Origin of the sequence: Streptomyces sp. IBSBF 3136, from assembly GCF_036815105.1 — a bacterium.
GTDB lineage: Bacteria > Actinomycetota > Actinomycetes > Streptomycetales > Streptomycetaceae > Streptomyces.
Genome location: NZ_JAJSZC010000003.1, coordinates 19,147 through 34,466, shown reverse-complemented (window position 1 = coordinate 34,466; position 15,320 = coordinate 19,147). Strand labels below are relative to the sequence as shown.

The 15,320-nt window shown below is 73.9% G+C and carries 12 protein-coding genes; 5 read left to right on the top strand and 7 right to left on the bottom strand.

Going from position 1 to position 15,320, the window contains the following annotated elements:
- Window positions 1–20 precede the first annotated feature (20 nt).
- Window positions 21–851, bottom strand: coding sequence for a recombination regulator RecX (gene recX / locus V7E45_RS01080; protein ID WP_333772119.1), 831 nt, complete (start codon window positions 849–851; stop codon window positions 21–23).
- 3 nt (window positions 852–854) lie between these two features.
- Window positions 855–1,979 carry a recombinase RecA gene (gene recA / locus V7E45_RS01075; protein ID WP_333772118.1) on the bottom strand — a complete coding sequence of 375 codons (1,125 nt, stop codon included), beginning with the start codon at window positions 1,977–1,979 and terminating at the stop codon, window positions 855–857.
- Window positions 1,980–2,327: 348 nt separating this feature from the next.
- On the opposite strand from recA, the gene V7E45_RS01070 reads away from it, so the two are divergent.
- Entirely contained in the window at window positions 2,328–3,071 is a 744-nt protein-coding gene (locus tag V7E45_RS01070; RefSeq protein ID WP_333772117.1) for a hypothetical protein, read from the top strand.
- Between the two features lie 86 nt (window positions 3,072–3,157).
- Here the strand turns inward: V7E45_RS01070 and V7E45_RS01065 are convergent, their stop codons facing one another.
- Window positions 3,158–4,291 (bottom strand): AI-2E family transporter, encoded by a 1,134-nt coding sequence (locus V7E45_RS01065; RefSeq protein ID WP_443055893.1) that lies wholly within the window; start codon window positions 4,289–4,291, stop codon window positions 3,158–3,160.
- Window positions 4,292–4,467: 176 nt separating this feature from the next.
- Complete coding sequence (locus V7E45_RS01060) at window positions 4,468–4,662, bottom strand: DUF3046 domain-containing protein (protein WP_333772115.1); 195 nt, start codon at window positions 4,660–4,662, stop codon at window positions 4,468–4,470.
- A gap of 80 nt (window positions 4,663–4,742) precedes the next feature.
- Between V7E45_RS01060 and V7E45_RS01055 the strand changes: the two genes are divergently transcribed.
- On the top strand, window positions 4,743–5,687 hold the full coding sequence (locus V7E45_RS01055; RefSeq protein ID WP_333772114.1) for a hypothetical protein: 945 nt from the start codon (window positions 4,743–4,745) through the stop codon (window positions 5,685–5,687).
- 613 nt (window positions 5,688–6,300) lie between these two features.
- Here V7E45_RS01055 and V7E45_RS01050 read toward each other — a convergent pair.
- From V7E45_RS01050 to V7E45_RS01040, 3 genes are read right to left on the bottom strand one after another with little or no spacing between them, the layout of a single operon-like run.
- Window positions 6,301–6,609 (bottom strand): AzlD domain-containing protein, encoded by a 309-nt coding sequence (locus V7E45_RS01050; RefSeq protein WP_317445745.1) that lies wholly within the window; start codon window positions 6,607–6,609, stop codon window positions 6,301–6,303.
- Entirely contained in the window at window positions 6,606–7,505 is a 900-nt protein-coding gene (locus V7E45_RS01045) for an AzlC family ABC transporter permease (RefSeq protein WP_333772113.1), read from the bottom strand. The genes V7E45_RS01050 and V7E45_RS01045 overlap by 4 nt, the downstream gene beginning before the upstream one ends.
- A gap of 22 nt (window positions 7,506–7,527) precedes the next feature.
- Window positions 7,528–8,367, bottom strand: coding sequence for an AraC family transcriptional regulator (locus tag V7E45_RS01040; RefSeq protein ID WP_333772112.1), 840 nt, complete (start codon window positions 8,365–8,367; stop codon window positions 7,528–7,530).
- A 109-nt stretch (window positions 8,368–8,476) separates the two neighbouring features.
- On the opposite strand from V7E45_RS01040, the gene V7E45_RS01035 reads away from it, so the two are divergent.
- The 3 genes from V7E45_RS01035 to V7E45_RS01025 all read left to right on the top strand — a co-directional run bounded on the left by V7E45_RS01035 (window position 8,477) and on the right by V7E45_RS01025 (window position 15,280).
- Window positions 8,477–13,477 (top strand): ATP-dependent helicase, encoded by a 5,001-nt coding sequence (locus V7E45_RS01035; protein WP_333772111.1) that lies wholly within the window; start codon window positions 8,477–8,479, stop codon window positions 13,475–13,477.
- 57 nt (window positions 13,478–13,534) lie between these two features.
- Window positions 13,535–14,389 carry an Fpg/Nei family DNA glycosylase gene (locus V7E45_RS01030; protein ID WP_333772110.1) on the top strand — a complete coding sequence of 285 codons (855 nt, stop codon included), beginning with the start codon at window positions 13,535–13,537 and terminating at the stop codon, window positions 14,387–14,389.
- A gap of 126 nt (window positions 14,390–14,515) precedes the next feature.
- A complete protein-coding gene (locus V7E45_RS01025) occupies window positions 14,516–15,280 on the top strand; it encodes an SDR family NAD(P)-dependent oxidoreductase (RefSeq protein ID WP_333772109.1) in 765 nt (254 codons plus the stop codon).
- Window positions 15,281–15,320 lie beyond the last annotated feature (40 nt).

Here is a 15,320-nt window from a genome sequence, read left to right as displayed (position 1 = left end):
CTCGGCCGGGCGTCCGGCCGTCAGTAGCCCTCGTCCTGAAGGAACTCCGTGTCCTCGCCCTCTTCCTCCAGGGCCTGCCGGACGATGCGGAGGGCCAGCCCCTCGGAGTAGCCCTTGCGCGCGAGCATGCCGGCGAGGCGCCGGAGCCGCTTGTCGCGGTCGAGGCCACGGGTGGACCGCAGCTTGCGGGCGACCAGTTCGCGGGCGGTCGCCTCCTCCTGCTCGGAGTCGAGCTGTCCGACGGCCTCGTCGATCAGCGCGGAGTCGACGCCCTTCGTGCGCAGTTCCCGCGCGAGTGCGCGCCGGGCGAGCCCTCTGCCGTGGTGCCGGGACTCCACCCAGGCGTCCGCGAACGCGCCGTCGTCGATGAGCCCGACCTCCTCGAAGCGGGACAGCACCTCCTCTGCCACGTCCTCGGGGATCTCCCGCTTGCGCAGGGCGTCCGCGAGCTGCTTGCGGGTGCGCGGGGACCCGGTGAGCAGACGCAGACAGATCGCCCGCGCCCGCTCAGCCGGGTCCCCTGAAGACGCCCCCCGCTCGGCCCTCGACGAGGAAGGGGCGTCTTCGTCCTCTCCTGACGGCTCCCCGAAGCCGCCCCTGCGGCGCCCGCGTCCCCGGCCGGCGCGTGGTCCGGCGGCCCCCCGGGAGCCGCGGCGCGGCGAGTCTCCCCCGTAGGGCTCGCCGCCCGGCTCCGTGCCGCCGGCACCGTGTCCGTCGTGCGGGCCGTGCCCTTCGCCCCCGTATCCGTCGTCACCGGCCGCGGCGGAGCCCGTGTCGCTCCCGGCGCCCCTCCCCCGTGGGGCACCGGGTGAGGCGTACTCGTACTCGGCCCAGTCGGTTCGTCGCGTCACGGGTCAGCTCTTGGCGGCGGCGGCCTTGGGCTTGGTGGCCTTGGCGGCCGCCGGGGCGGGCGCCGTCTTGGCGTCGTCGGCCACGGCGGTCACCGCCGCGTCCGCGCCCGGCTCGGCCGCGGGCTCCTCCGGCCGGACACCGACGCCCAGCTTCTCCTTGATCTTCTTCTCGATCTCGTTGGCCAGGTCGGGGTTGTCCTTGAGGAAGTTGCGCGCGTTCTCCTTGCCCTGGCCGAGCTGGTCGCCCTCGTACGTGTACCAGGCGCCCGCCTTGCGGACGAAGCCGTGTTCCACGCCCATGTCGATCAGGCCGCCCTCGCGGCTGATGCCCTGGCCGTAGAGGATGTCGAACTCGGCCTGCTTGAAGGGCGGGGCGACCTTGTTCTTGACGACCTTGCAGCGGGTGCGGTTGCCCACCGCCTCCGTGCCGTCCTTCAGGGTCTCGATGCGGCGGATGTCGATGCGCACCGAGGCGTAGAACTTCAGCGCCCGGCCACCGGTCGTGGTCTCCGGCGAGCCGAACATCACGCCGATCTTCTCGCGGAGCTGGTTGATGAAGATCGCGGTGGTCTTGGACTGGTTGAGCGCGCTCGTGATCTTCCGCAGGGCCTGGCTCATCAGGCGGGCCTGGAGGCCGACGTGGCTGTCGCCCATCTCGCCCTCGATCTCCGCACGCGGGACGAGCGCGGCGACGGAGTCGATGACGATCAGGTCGAGGGCGCCGGAGCGGACCAGCATGTCCACGATCTCGAGCGCCTGCTCGCCGTTGTCCGGCTGGGAGAGGATCAGGTTGTCGATGTCGACGCCCAGCTTGCGCGCGTACTCGGGGTCGAGGGCGTGCTCGGCGTCCACGAAGGCGACCTGGCCGCCGGCCTTCTGGGCGTTGGCCACGGCGTGCAGGGTCAGGGTCGTCTTACCGGAGGACTCCGGGCCGTAGACCTCCACTACACGGCCACGCGGCAGGCCACCGACACCGAGGGCGACGTCGAGCGCGGTCGACCCGGTCGGGATGACCTCGATGGGCTCCCTCGACCGGTCGCCCATGCGCATGACCGCGCCCTTGCCGAATTGCCGTTCAATTTGTGCGAGCGCGGCGTCGAGCGCCTTCTCGCGGTCGGTTCCTGCCATGGGTTCCACCCGGTTTGCTTGAGTCGATCGCTTCACGTCAAAGACGCTAACGCCTGCCACTGACAATGCGCCCCGACGTCGGCCCGGCCTGTGGATAACAGGTGGATATATCGGACCAAACCGCGTCTAAATTCCCCGTCGAGTGCCGCGCCTGAGCCTCCATGAGAATGGATGTTCGATTTTCGTGTCAAGCGCACCACGCCCGCCTCGCCGACGCTCCCGCCGCTTTCCCGACGCCGCTCCCGACCCCCGACCCGGGCCGTGCTCCGCGTCTGCTCCCCGGGCCGTAGACCGGATGTCTCCGACGGGACGACGACCGCGCGGGGGTGTTCCCCGGAGCCTTGGACCATGAAGATTCCGCGCCGCGTCGAGCGCCTGTGCCACGTCACCGGAGCGCTCCTCGTGCTCTCCGGTCTCGTCCATCTGCTGGTGTTCGCGGTGGATGGCGGCCCCTGGGACGGCCCCGTCTCCTGGCGCAAGCCCGTGACCTTCGGGCTCTCCTTCGGGCTGACGCTGATCGCGCTCACCTGGGTCACGTCGTACCTGCGCACGACACCGCGGGCGCGCGCCGCCCTGCTCCTCGTCCTCGCCGTGGACTGTGTGGTCGAGGTCGGCGGGATCACCCTTCAGGCATGGCGCCGGGTGCCCTCGCACCTCAACATGGAGTCCCCCTTCGACACGGCGGTGTCCATGGCGCTCGCGGTGGGCGGCGGGGTCCTGGTGGTGCTGCTCACCGTCTTCGCCGTCGCCTCCTTCCGGCACCGGCCCGCGGGCCCCGCCGGCATGCCGCTGGCGGTGCGCTCGGGGTTCGCGATCCTGCTGCTGGCGCTGGCCTCGGGCGCGGCGATGATCGCGCGCGGGGTCGTCCTGACGCGGACCGGCCAGCAGGAGGCCGCCTACCACTCGACAGCTCCGCTCAAGCCGCTGCACGGGGTGAGCCTGCATGCCGTCCTGGTGCTGCCGCTGCTGGCCTGGACGCTGTCCCGCACCTCCTGGAGCGAGCGGACGCGATGGCGGATCGTGGCCGCCGCGACGGGCTGCTACGCGGCGGCCGTCGCTGGTGCGGCCGTGTGGGCAGTCCTCACGTACTGAAGGCGTACCTCTCCTGCGCCTGCGCACCGTCCCGGCTCCGGCCCCGTCCGCACTGCTGCATGGGCGCCTTGTACGAGGGCCCGCCCCTACGAGGACTCCTCCGTGCGCGGCCGGCGTGCCCACAGCCGCAGGCGCGCGCCCGACCCGGCGCCGCCGGTCCCCCGCGGGCGGTGGCCCTGCACCCGGGGGTCGTCCGTGACGGCGTACCGCTTCACGTACGCCCCCAGGAAAGCCTGGAGCGTGGCGGTCGCCGGGATGGCGATCAGCGCGCCGACCGCGCCCAGCAGCGCGGTGCCCGCGATCACGGAGCCGAAGGCGACCGCCGGATGGATGTCGACGGTCTTGGAGGTCAGCTTGGGCTGCAGCATGTAGTTCTCGAACTGCTGGTAGACCACGACGAAGACCAGCACCCACACCGCGTACCAGGGGTTCACGGTGAACGCGATCAGCATGGGCAGCGCACCCGCGAGATAGGTGCCGATGGTCGGGATGAACTGCGAGACGAGACCCACCCAGACACCGAGCACGGGCGCGTACGGCACGCCCAGGGCCTGGAGCAGGATGTAGTGCGCTATCCCGGAGATGAGCGCCATCAGGCCGCGCGAGTAGAGGTAGCCGCCCGTCTTGTCGACGGCGATCTCCCAGGCCCGCAGCACCTCGGCCTGGCGCGCGGGCGGCAGGACGGAGCAGAGCGCGCGCCGCAGCCGGGGGCCGTCGGCGGCGAAGTAGAACGAGAACAGCGCGACGGTGAGCAGCTGGAAGAGGCCGCCGAGCACCTGGGCGGACACGTCGAGCACCCCGGCCGCGCTGTTCTGCGCGTACTTGCGCAGCCAGTCGGAGTGGAGCAGGCCCTCCTGGACGTCCACGCGTCTGAGCTCCGTGTGGAAGGTCTGGTTGATCCAGTGGATCACCGAGTCCAGGTAGTCGGGGAAGCCCTCGACCATCTTGATGATCTGGCCGGCCAGCATCGAGCCGAGCAACGTGATGAAGCCGGCGGTGACGATCGTCAGCCCGAGGAAGACGAGGAAGGTGGCGAGCCCCCTGCGCATGCCGCGGCTCGCCATCCAGCTCACGGCGGGCTCGATGGCGAGGGCGAGGAAGAACGCGATCAATATGTTGATCAGCAGTCCGGTGAGCTGGTGGAACGCCCAGCTGCCCAGTTGGAACGCGGCGATGAGCGCGAGCGCGAGCACCATGGCGCGCGGCAGCCAGCGCGGCATGCGGCGGCCCGCCCACGCGGCGGCGTCGTCGGCCGGTCGCCGGGCGGGCGGCGGCGTCGTCACGGTCGGGGATGCCGTGTGCCGGTCGGCCGGCTCGTTGTCGTCAATGGGTGCCACGGGGCAAGTGTCGCCCACGCCACCGACAGCATGACCCCGCCCGGGGTCCTCGCCGCCGCTCAGCGCCGCTCACCGGGCACGTCCATCACCGAGCAGACCACGCGCCACACCTCTTTGGCCTCCCAGCCCGCGTCGAGCGCCTCGTTCACCGTGCGCCCGTCGAGTTCCGTCATCACATGGTCGCGCGCGAAGGTTTCGGCGTACCCCGGACCGAAGTGTTCCGCCATCCGCTGCCAGAAGACCGTCAACCGCATGACACCAGTATCCCGCCCCTGGGGGTGGGCCCTGCCGGTGACCGCTTGCCGAGACCGCTTTCCGTCCTACGGTCTGTCGCATGGCCGAAACAGGAGCTTCCCCACTCCCCCCTACGCCCCCGGCGCGCTCCCCGCTCTTCCGCGCCGAACAGTTCGTCTGGCTCACCGCGCGCGTGCTGGAGCAGCGGCTCTTCGCGTACCACTTCCTGAACGGCGCCGCCGATCCCGTGGAGGCCGCGCTGAACGCCTACCGCAACGAGGACGGCGGGTACGGCCACGCCCTGGAGCCCGATCTGCGCGGTCCGGTGAGCCAGCCCCTGCACACCGCGCACGCGCTGCGCGTGCTGGACGCCACCGGACGGTGCGGCGGGCAGCGGGTGGAGCGTGTGTGCCGCTATCTGACCTCCGTCTCCACGGCGGACGGCGCCCTGCCGGCGATCCATCCCAGCCAGCGCGGGTATCCCGCGGCGCCGTTCGTCCCGGTCCCGGAGGACCCGCCCAGCGATCTGCTCGCCACAGGGCCCGTGGTGGGCGTGCTGCACCGCAACGAGGTGTGGCACGCCTGGCTCTTCCGGGCCACCGACTTCTGCTGGCAAGCCGTGGAGTCCCTGGACAAGTCCCACCCCTACGAGGTGGAGGCCGCCGTGGCCTTCCTGGACTCCGCCCCGGACCGCCCGCGCGCGGAGGCGGCCGCGGACCGGCTCGGCCGCCTGGTGCGCGAGCAGCGGCTGGCGGCGCTGGACCCGGACCGCCTGGACGCCTACCCGGTCGCGCCCGGTTACGCCCCCGGCGAGCACCATTTCCCGCACGACTTCGCCAGGACCCCGCGGTCGCTCGCGCGCGCGTGGTTCACGGACGACGAGATGGCCCGCTCCCTGGACTTCCTCGCCGCCGAGCAGCGGGAGGACGGCGGCTGGCCGATCCGCTGGCGCCAGTGGGCGCCGGTCCCGGCGCTCGAGGCGCGCCCCATGGTGACGATCGAGGCGCTGCGCACCCTCAAGGCCTACGGCCGCTTCGTGGGCTGAGCCCAGCCGAGCCCGACCCGCTGAGCTCGGCCCGGCCCGACCCGCTGACCTCGGCCCGCTCTGTCCCCCGGCCGGCTCACCGCCCCTGGTCGCCGGCCCAGTAGCACCCGCCCGGCACGGACGCCCGGTCGGGCGGGTCACGCCTGGTCGGGCCGGTCACGCCTGGTCCGCCCAATGAACGTGGCCGGGCCGGCCCCGCCAAGCCGCGGCCCGGGCCGGTCCAGAAGATGCGGTCCGGCCCGACCGGCCTGGTCAGGTCACATGCCCCGGGCCCGCCGGCCCCGGCCTCGCCCGGTCGGCGCGGTGAACCGGGCCACCCTGGTGCCACCGAGCCGGCTCAGCCCGACCATGTGACCCGGTCCGGCCGGCCCGCCGCCCCGGCCGCTATGGCCTTGCCCGCTCGGGCGGCCGGCCCAGCCGCCCTGGCCACTCCGGCCACCCCGGCCACCCCGGCCCTCGCCAGGTCGGCCCCGTCCCGCCGGGTCCGGCAACCCCGGCCGAGCCCCGCCGGCCCACCTCCGGGCCGGTCCGCTCCCGACCAGCCCCGTCCCGGCCCGGCCGGTCCTCCCGGCCGACGGCCGGGTCGATCCGGGCCGAACACGTCCCGTCGAGCTCAGCCGCCGATCGCCCGTACCCCCGCCGTCACCACCACGGCCGCCGCGACGACCAGCAGGAACGGGGCGCGCAGCACCAGCGCCACGGCGGCCGCTCCGAGCCCGGCGGCCCGGGCGTCCAGCACCAGCGTGTGACCGTGGGCGAACGTCTGCTGGGCGGTGAGCGCGGCGAGGAGGGCGACGGGCAGCAGGGCGGCGAGCCGGCGGACCAGCGGACGTTCCACCGCCTGCGCAGGTACGAGAAGTCCGGCCAGCTTGACGACGTAGCAGCCGAGCGCGGTCACGCCGATCGCGATCCAGGTGTTCAACGCCCCTCCTTCGATCCAGCGGATCCATGCGCTCCATCCGAGCCGCCGGTTCCGTCCGCCTCCTCCGGCCTGGCCGCCCCATCAGCCCCATCAGCCCCCTCGACTTCGCCCGACCTGGCCGACCCGTGGACCCCCTCAGATCCATGGACGCCATCGCCCCCCTCACCCCGATGGACCCGGGCACGGCTACCGCGCCGCCCCTCGGCCACCAGCGCGACCGGGGCCGCCAACGCCGCCACCAGGACCGGTACACCCGCCGGCAGCACGGGCAGCAGGCCGAGGCCGAGGAGCACCGCGAGACCCGCGACCGCTCGTTCGGTGGGCGTCTTGAACATCGGGGCGAGCAGGGCCAGGAAGACGGCGGGGCCGGCCGCGTCCAGTCCCCAGGCGTCGGTGTCCCCGATGGCCTTGGCGCCCAGCGCACCGAGCAGTGTGGTGACGTTCCAGAGCAGGTACAGGGTGAGCCCGGTGACGGTGAAACCCAGCCGCCTGGCCCGCCGGGTGGGCTGTGCCAGGGTCACCGCCGTGGTCTCGTCGATCACCCACTGCGCGGCCAGCGGCCGCACCGCGCGCGGGAGGGCCAGCAACTGCGACAGACGCAGTCCGTAGAACGCGTTGCGCACTCCGAGGAAGAAGGCGCCGGCGGCGGCCGTGAACGGGTTGCCGCCGGCGGCGAGCGCGCCCACCAGGGCGAACTGGGAGGCGCCGGTGAACACCAGCAGGCTGAGCGCACAGCTCTGGAGGAGGCCCAGTCCGCTGCCGGCCGAGGTCACCCCGAAGGCGAACCCGGAGAGCCCGACGGCGACACCGACGCCCAGGGCGTCCCGTACGACGGCGGAGTCGGGCTTGCGGGTGTCTTCTGCGGACGTGTCCGGGGGTGCTGTCTGTTGTGCCACGCCAAGACCGTACGGCCGCACGTCAGTCCTGGTCTTGTACGTTCTTGCGCTCGCGCTGGTAGGCGCCCGGGGGCACGCCGACGATCCTGGTGAAGTGCCGGTTGAGGTGGGGCTGGTCGGTGAAGCCGACGGCGACGGCCGCCTCGGCGGGTGCCGTGCCCGCGTCGAGCAGGATTCGTGCCCGCCGTACCCGGGCGTCGGTCAGCCAGGTGTGCGGCGGCATACCGTAGGTGTCGCGGAACGCCCGCAGCAGGGCGAACGGGCTGGTGCCCAGGTCGACGGCGAGGCGTTCCAGGGTCGGCGGCTCGGCGATCCGCTCCTCCAGCACCTCACGCGCGCGTGCGGCGATCCGCTCCCCGGCCGTCCGCGTCCGCCGCTGCGGCAGCGGTCCGCCGTTGAGCCGCAGCAGCCTGGTCACGGCCACCCGCAGCAGGGTGTCGGCGGCCAGGGCGTTGCCCTCGTCGGCGGCGCGGAGCACCTGGTGGACGAGGCGGACGCTGTAGGGGTCGTCGAGGACGGGGCTGACGAAGCCGGGTGTGCCGCGGACGGTGGTGGTCTCGGCCGCGATCTCGGCCACCACCTCGGGCGGCGGGTACACCGCGCCGTACCGCCAGCCCTCGGGCACGCCGGCCCGGCCGGTGTGGGGTGTGTCCGGATTGACCAGGGCGAGGGCCCCGGCGCCCGCGGACACGTCGGAGCCGCGGTGGTGGAAGACCTCGACGCCGTCGGCTATGGCGGCGATCACGAAGTTCTCGTGGGTGTGCCGGACGAAGGTCTTCCGTATGTACCGGGCCCGCAGCAGGTCGACGCCCGGCAGCTGCTCGTACCGCCAGTGCCGTGCCCGCTCCGCTGATCCCGCCATGCGTCCATTCTCCGCCACCCCGGCGAGACCCCGGCGGCACGCGGACCCCCCTGGCCCTCGTTGGCCCAGCTCAGCGCGATTGTCAGTGCCCGGGTGCAGGATGGAGGGCATGGTCAGCTCCGCACTCCGAGCCCTCGACGGCTTCTCCCCCGCGACCCGCGGCTGGTTCACGGGGGCGTTCTCCGCGCCCACCGCGGCCCAGGCGGGCGCCTGGCGGGCCATCGGGGCGGGCTCGGACGTGCTGGTGGTCGCCCCCACCGGCTCGGGCAAGACGCTGGCCGCGTTCCTCGCCGCCCTGGACCAACTGGCCTCGACGCCTCCGCCCGCCGACCCGAGGAAGCGCTGCCGGGTGCTGTACGTGTCCCCGCTGAAGGCCCTCGCGGTCGACGTGGAGCGGAACCTGCGCAGTCCCCTGACGGGCATCCGCCAGGAGTCCGTGCGCCTGGGCCTGCCCGAGCCCGAGGTCAAGGTGGGCATCCGCTCCGGTGACACCCCGCCCGCCGAGCGGCGCGCGCTGTCCACGCGTCCGCCGGACATCCTGATCACCACCCCCGAGTCGCTGTTCCTGATGCTGACGTCGGCCACCCGCGACGCGCTGACGGGCATCGAGACGGTGATCCTGGACGAGGTGCACGCGGTCGCGGGCACCAAGCGCGGCGCGCACCTCGCGCTGTCCCTGGAGCGGCTGGACGAGCTGCTGCCGAAGCCGGCCCGCCGGATCGGTCTGTCGGCGACCGTGCGCCCGGTGGACGAGGTGGCCCGGTACCTCTCGCCGCGTCGCAAGGTGGAGATCGTCCAGCCGGAGTCCGGCAAGGAGTTCGACCTCTCCGTGGTCGTCCCGGTCGAGGACATGGGCGAGCTGGGCGGTTCCCCGGCGGCCGACGGCGCCGAGGGCGCGGAGCGGCCGTCGATCTGGCCGCACGTGGAGGAGCGGATCGCGGACCTGGTGCAGGCACACCGCTCCACGATCGTGTTCGCCAACTCCCGGCGGCTGGCCGAGCGGCTGTGCAACCGGCTCAACGAGATCGCCTACGAGCGGGCGACCGGGGAGCCGCTCGGCGAGCACCACTCCCCGGCCGAGCTGATGGGCGGCTCGGGCGCGTCCCAGGGCGCGCCGCAGGTGATCGCCCGCGCGCACCACGGCTCGGTCTCCAAGGAGCAGCGCGCCCTGGTGGAGGAGGACCTCAAGGCGGGCCGGCTGCCCGCGGTGGTCGCCACGTCCAGCCTGGAGCTGGGCATCGACATGGGCGCCGTGGACCTGGTCGTGCAGGTCGAGTCGCCGCCCTCGGTGGCGTCCGGGCTCCAGCGCGTGGGCCGCGCGGGACACCAGGTGGGCGCCGTCTCCACCGGAGTGGTCTTCCCCAAGTACCGTGGCGATCTGGTCCAGTCGGCGGTGGTCACCGAGCGGATGCGCACGGGGGCCATCGAGTCCCTGAGGGTCCCCGCGAACCCGCTGGACGTGCTGGCCCAGCAGCTCGTGGCCATGACGGCGCTGGACACCTGGCAGTTCGACGACCTGCTCGCCACGGTCCGCCGCGCGGCCCCCTTCGCCTCGCTGCCCGAGTCGGCGTTCACGGCGACCCTCGACATGCTCGCGGGCCGCTACCCCTCGGACGCTTTCGCGGAGCTGCGCCCGCGCGTGGTGTGGGACCGGGTGACCGGTGAGATCACCGGCCGGCCGGGCGCCCAGCGTCTCGCCGTCACCTCCGGTGGCACCATCCCCGACCGCGGCCTCTTCGGGGTCTTCCTCGCCGGTTCCGACCCCAAGAAGGGCGGCGGCCGGGTCGGTGAGCTGGACGAGGAGATGGTGTACGAGTCCCGGGTGGGGGACGTCTTCACCCTGGGCACGAGTTCCTGGCGCATCGAGGACATCACGCGCGACCGCGTCCTGGTCTCCCCGGCTCCGGGTGTGCCGGGCCGGCTGCCCTTCTGGAAGGGCGACCAGCTCGGCCGTCCACTGGAACTGGGCCGCGCGGTGGGCGCGTTCCTGCGCGAGGTGGGCTCGCTGTCCAAGGACGACGCCCGGCTGCGCCTGCTCGCGGCGGGCCTGGACGCCTGGGCGGTGGACAACGTGCTGTCCTACCTGGACGAACAGCGCGAGGCCTGCGGCCATGTCCCGGACGACCGGACGATCGTGGTCGAGCGCTTCCGGGACGAGCTCGGCGACTGGCGGGTCGTCGTCCACTCCCCGTTCGGCGCCCAGGTCCACGCCCCCTGGGCGCTGGCGCTCGCCGCCCGCCTGTCCGAGCGGTACGGCATGGACGCGCAGGTGATGCACGCCGACGACGGCATCGTGCTGCGCCTGCCCGACGCCGACCTGATGGGCCTGGACCTGCTCGACCAGGAGCCCGTGCGGTCCGGCGCCGAGTACGACAGCGATCAGGCCCCGGTGGGCGCGGCGGACATCGCCTTCGACAAGGGCGAGGTCGACCAGGTGGTCACCGAGCAGGTCGGCAGCTCCGCCCTGTTCGCCTCCCGGTTCCGTGAGTGCGCCGCCCGTGCGCTGCTGCTGCCGCGCCGTAACCCCGGCAAGCGCACACCGCTGTGGCAGCAGCGTCAGCGGGCGGCGCAACTGCTCCAGGTGGCCAGTGAGTTCGGCTCGTTCCCGATCGTCCTGGAGGCGGTCCGCGAGTGTCTCCAGGACGTCTTCGACGTCCCCGGCCTCGTGGAGCTGATGGGCGACATCGAGTCCCGCAAGGTCCGCCTGGTCGAGGTGACCACGCCCGAGCCGTCCCCGTTCGCCCGCTCGCTCCTGTTCGGGTACGTGGCGCAGTTCCTGTACGAGGGCGACTCCCCGCTCGCCGAGCGCCGTGCGGCCGCGCTGTCGCTGGACTCCCGGCTGCTGGCCGAACTGCTGGGCCAGGCGGAGCTGCGCGAGCTGCTCGACGCGGAGGTGCTGACCGAGCTGGAGCGCGAGCTGCAGTGGCTGACCGAGGACCGCCGGGTCAAGGACGTGGAGGGGGTGGCGGACGTGCTGCGGCTGCTCGGGCCGCTGACCGACGCGGAGCTGGCCGAGCGGGGCGCCGACCCGCAGTGGGCGCGGGAGCTGGCCGCGGCCCGCCGGGCCATCCGGGTCCGTATCGCCGGTACCGACCACTGGGCGGCCGTCGAGGACGCGGGCCGTCTGCGCGACGCGCTCGGCACGGCGCTGCCGGTCGGCGTCCCCGAGGCCTTCACCGAACCGGTGAAGGACCCGCTGGGCGACCTCCTCGCGCGGCACGCCCGTACGCACGGCCCGTTCACGTCGGCCACCGCCGCCGCCCGCTTCGGCCTGGGCGTGGCGGTCACCGAGGGCGCTCTGCAGCGACTGGCCGCGAGCGGCCGGGTCGTGCAGGGTGAGTTCCATCCGGCGGGCATCGGCCAGGAGTGGTGCGACGCGGCCGTACTGCGCCGGTTGCGTCGCCGTTCCCTGGCCGCGCTGCGGCACGAGCTGGAGCCGGTGCCGCCGGCCGCGCTCGCGCAGTTCCTGCCGCAGTGGCAGCACATCGGCAAGGGGCACGGGCTGCGCGGTGTCGACGGACTGGTACGCGCCGTCGAGCAGTTGCAGGGCGCCTCGGTGCCCGCCTCGGCGCTGGAGAAGCTGGTCCTGCCGTCCCGCGTGGCGAACTACACGCCCTCCATGCTGGACGAACTCACGGCCGCGGGCGAGGTGGTGTGGGCCGGTGCGGGCGCGCTGCCCGGCAAGGACGGCTGGGTCTCGCTGTACCTGGCGGACGCCGCTCCCCTGCTCCTGCCGCCGCCGCACCCCCTGGAGCTGACCGCGCTGCACCAGTCGGTCCTGGACGCGCTGTCGGGCGGCTACGGCCTGTTCTTCCGTCAGATCGCCGACCAGGTACGGGCCACCACCCATCCCGAGGCCACCGATCCACACCTGGCCGACGCCCTGTGGGACCTGGCGTGGTCGGGGCGGCTCACCAACGACACCCTCGCCCCGATGCGCTCCCTGCTGGGTTCGGGCCGCACGGCGGGTTCGACGGCCCACCGGGCCAAGCGCTCCGTCCCGCGCGGCCGTTACGGCTCCCTGACGGCCGCCGCCCGGGCCGCCTCCCGCACCGGCCCGCCCACGGTGGCCGGCCGCTGGTCACTGCTGCCCGCCGCCGAGCCGGACGCCACGGTGCGCGCCCACGCGCTGGCCCGCACCCTGCTGGACCGGCACGGAGTGGTCACCCGGGGTGCCGTCGGCGCGGAGGGCGTGGAGGGCGGTTTCTCGGCGGTGTACCGCGTGCTGTCCGCCTTCGAGGACAGCGGCCAGGCGAGACGCGGTTACGTGGTCGAGGGTCTGGGCGCCGCCCAGTTCGCGATGGACGGGGCGGTCGACCGGCTCCGCGCGGTGTCCAACGCCCGTGAGCGGGGCGAGCAGGTGCCCGCCCCCGCCTTCGCGAACGGCTTCGGCGGCGACGGCACTCCGGTGCCCTTCCCCGAGGGCGGCCACACGGCACCGGACGTCTTCGAACAGGGCGACGGCGGACTGGCCCACCCGGGTTCCGACGGCGACTTCGGTTGGCCGCCGCAGGACCACCCCGCGCCCCCGGGTGACTTCGGGCGCGGCGAGCAGCGGCACGCCGGCGACTACGTCTCGCCCCGTGACCTGGAGCCGGGCGCGGACCCCTTCGCCTCCCCCGGCTACGGCGGCCCGCGGGGCGGCGGCTCGGGCGCGCCCTACGGCCCGTCCGCGAGCCGCGGTTTCGGCGCACGCGGCGCGCGCTCGTCGTCCCCCGATCCCCGGGCCGTGGTCCTCGCCGCGGCCGACCCGGCCAACGCCTACGGCGCCGCCCTTCCCTGGCCCGAGCCGCCGACCGGGGCCGGGCACAAGCCGGGCCGCAAGGCGGGTTCGCTGGTGGTGCTGGTGGAGGGCGAGCTCGCGCTGTACATGGAGCGCGGCGGCAAGACCCTGCTGGCCTGGCCCTCCGCCCCGGACGCCGCCGCCACCGACGACCCGCGTCTGCGCATCGCGGCGGAGGCTCTCGCCGCGGCCGCCCGAGCGGGCTCTCTCGGCACGGTCACGGTGGAGCGGGTCAACGGCGCCCAGTCCCTGACCTCCCCCATGGGCACCCTCCTTGAGGGGGCGGGCTTCGTCGCGACCCCGCGCGGCCTGCGCCTGCGGGCATGACCACGCCGCCCCGGCGGCGGACCGTCACGCCCCACCCCGTCGTGGCACCCTTGACGCATGCCCGAAGGTGACACGGTCTGGCAGGCCGCGCGGCGACTGCACGAGGCCCTCGCGGGCAGGGTGGTGAACCGCAGCGACTTCCGGGTGCCGAAGTACGCGACGGTCGACCTCACGGGCCGCACGGTCCTGAACACGATCGCGCGCGGCAAGCACCTGCTCACCCGCTTCGAGGGGGACCTGACCCTCCACACGCACCTGCGCATGGAGGGCGCCTGGAAGATCTACGCCCCGGACGAGCGCTGGCGCGGGGGCCCGGGACACCAGATCCGGGCGATCCTCGGCGCCGACGACCGCACGGCCGTCGGCTACCGCCTGCCGGTGCTGGAGTTCCTGCGCACCGGCGAGGAGGAGCGAGCCGTCGGCCACCTCGGCCCGGATCTGCTCGGCCCGGACTGGGACCCCGAGCGCGCCCTCGCCAACCTGCTCAGGGATCCGGACCGTGGCCTCGGCGAGGCCCTGCTCGACCAGCGCAATCTCGCCGGGATCGGCAACGTGTACAAGAGCGAGCTGTGCTTCCTGCTCGGTGTGACCCCCTGGCTGCCGGTCGGGGCCCTGCCCGCGGACCACGCCGCCAAGCTGACCGCGCTCTCCAAGAAGCTGCTGGAGGCGAACCGCGAGCGCCCGGTCCGCCGGACCACGGGCCTGCCCCGGCAGGATCTGTTCGTCTACGGCCGCGCGGGCCGCCCCTGCCTGCGCTGCCGGACCCGGATCCGGGTGGCCGACCAGGGCGACGGCTCCCAGGAGCGCCCCACCTACTGGTGCCCCCACTGCCAGGTGGGCCCCGCACCAGCACCGGGGCAGGCGCAGAAGTTTCGCGAGCGCTATCCCCGCCGCCCGTCCACGTCCGGCTAGTCGACGGCGCACCAATTGCCGGACCACCGACCACCGGACCCCCGATCACCGGACCACTGACTACCGGGCCGGCAATTACCGGACCGCCAATTGACGGACCGTCAGAAACGCTCGTACGGTCGCTGTATGGCTCTCAAGGCGTACGCCCTCACCGGACGCACCGCGTTCGTCACCGGAGCCGCCGGCGGCATCGGGCGGGCCTGCGCCGTCCTGCTCGCCGAGGCGGGAGCCGCGGTGCACTGTGCCGACCTGGACGCGGACGGCCTGCACGGCACGGCCGAGCTGATCGGGAAGGCCGGCGGCACGGCCCGTACCCACGTCCTGGACGTCACCGACCGGACCGCGCTCACCTCGGCGGTCCGCGCCGCCGGGCGCCTGGACGTGATGGCGGCGGTCGCCGGGATCATGCACAGCAGCCCCGTCCTGGACACCCGCGACGAGGACCTGGACCGGGTGCTGGACGTCAACTTCAAGGGCGTCCTGTACGCCTGCCAGGAGGCGGCCCGGTCGATGCTCGCCCACGACACCCCGGGCAGCATCGTCACCATGGCCTCCGGCGCGGTCGACACCGGCGGGCCCGGGCTGCTCTGCTATGGCGCGGCCAAGGCGGCCGTGGTCCAGCTGACGAAGACGCTGGCCACCGAGGTCGGCCGGCACGGCATCCGGGTCAACGCGGTAGCCCCGGGCTGGGTGCGCACCCCCATGACCGCCCGCCACGACCGGCAGGTCCAGGCCCGTACCGAGGGCCTGATGGCGCGGAGGTCCCCGCTGGGCCGGGTCGGCGAGCCCGACGACGTCGCGCACACCGTGCTGTACCTGGCGTCGGACGCGTCGGCGTTCATGACGGGCCAGATCCTCCGTCCGAACGGGGGCGTGGCGATGCCCTGGTAGCGCCCGGAGCGGCCGCCGTCCGCCAGGCGGCAGTCCAGCG

Bases quoted from the DNA above. Each gene is read 5' to 3' on its own strand.
- V7E45_RS01060 (WP_333772115.1), bottom strand. From the start codon at position 4,662: ATGCGGTTGACGGTCTTCTGGCAGCGGATGGCGGAACACTTCGGTCCG.
- recA (WP_333772118.1), bottom strand. From the start codon at position 1,979: ATGGCAGGAACCGACCGCGAGAAGGCGCTCGACGCCGCGCTCGCACAA.
- V7E45_RS01065 (WP_443055893.1), bottom strand. From the start codon at position 4,291: ATGCCGCGCTGGCTGCCGCGCGCCATGGTGCTCGCGCTCGCGCTCATC.
- V7E45_RS01070 (WP_333772117.1), top strand. From the start codon at position 2,328: ATGAAGATTCCGCGCCGCGTCGAGCGCCTGTGCCACGTCACCGGAGCG.
- V7E45_RS01025 (WP_333772109.1), top strand. From the start codon at position 14,516: ATGGCTCTCAAGGCGTACGCCCTCACCGGACGCACCGCGTTCGTCACC.
- V7E45_RS01030 (WP_333772110.1), top strand. From the start codon at position 13,535: ATGCCCGAAGGTGACACGGTCTGGCAGGCCGCGCGGCGACTGCACGAG.
- V7E45_RS01055 (WP_333772114.1), top strand. From the start codon at position 4,743: ATGGCCGAAACAGGAGCTTCCCCACTCCCCCCTACGCCCCCGGCGCGC.
- V7E45_RS01035 (WP_333772111.1), top strand. From the start codon at position 8,477: ATGGTCAGCTCCGCACTCCGAGCCCTCGACGGCTTCTCCCCCGCGACC.
- V7E45_RS01040 (WP_333772112.1), bottom strand. From the start codon at position 8,367: ATGGCGGGATCAGCGGAGCGGGCACGGCACTGGCGGTACGAGCAGCTG.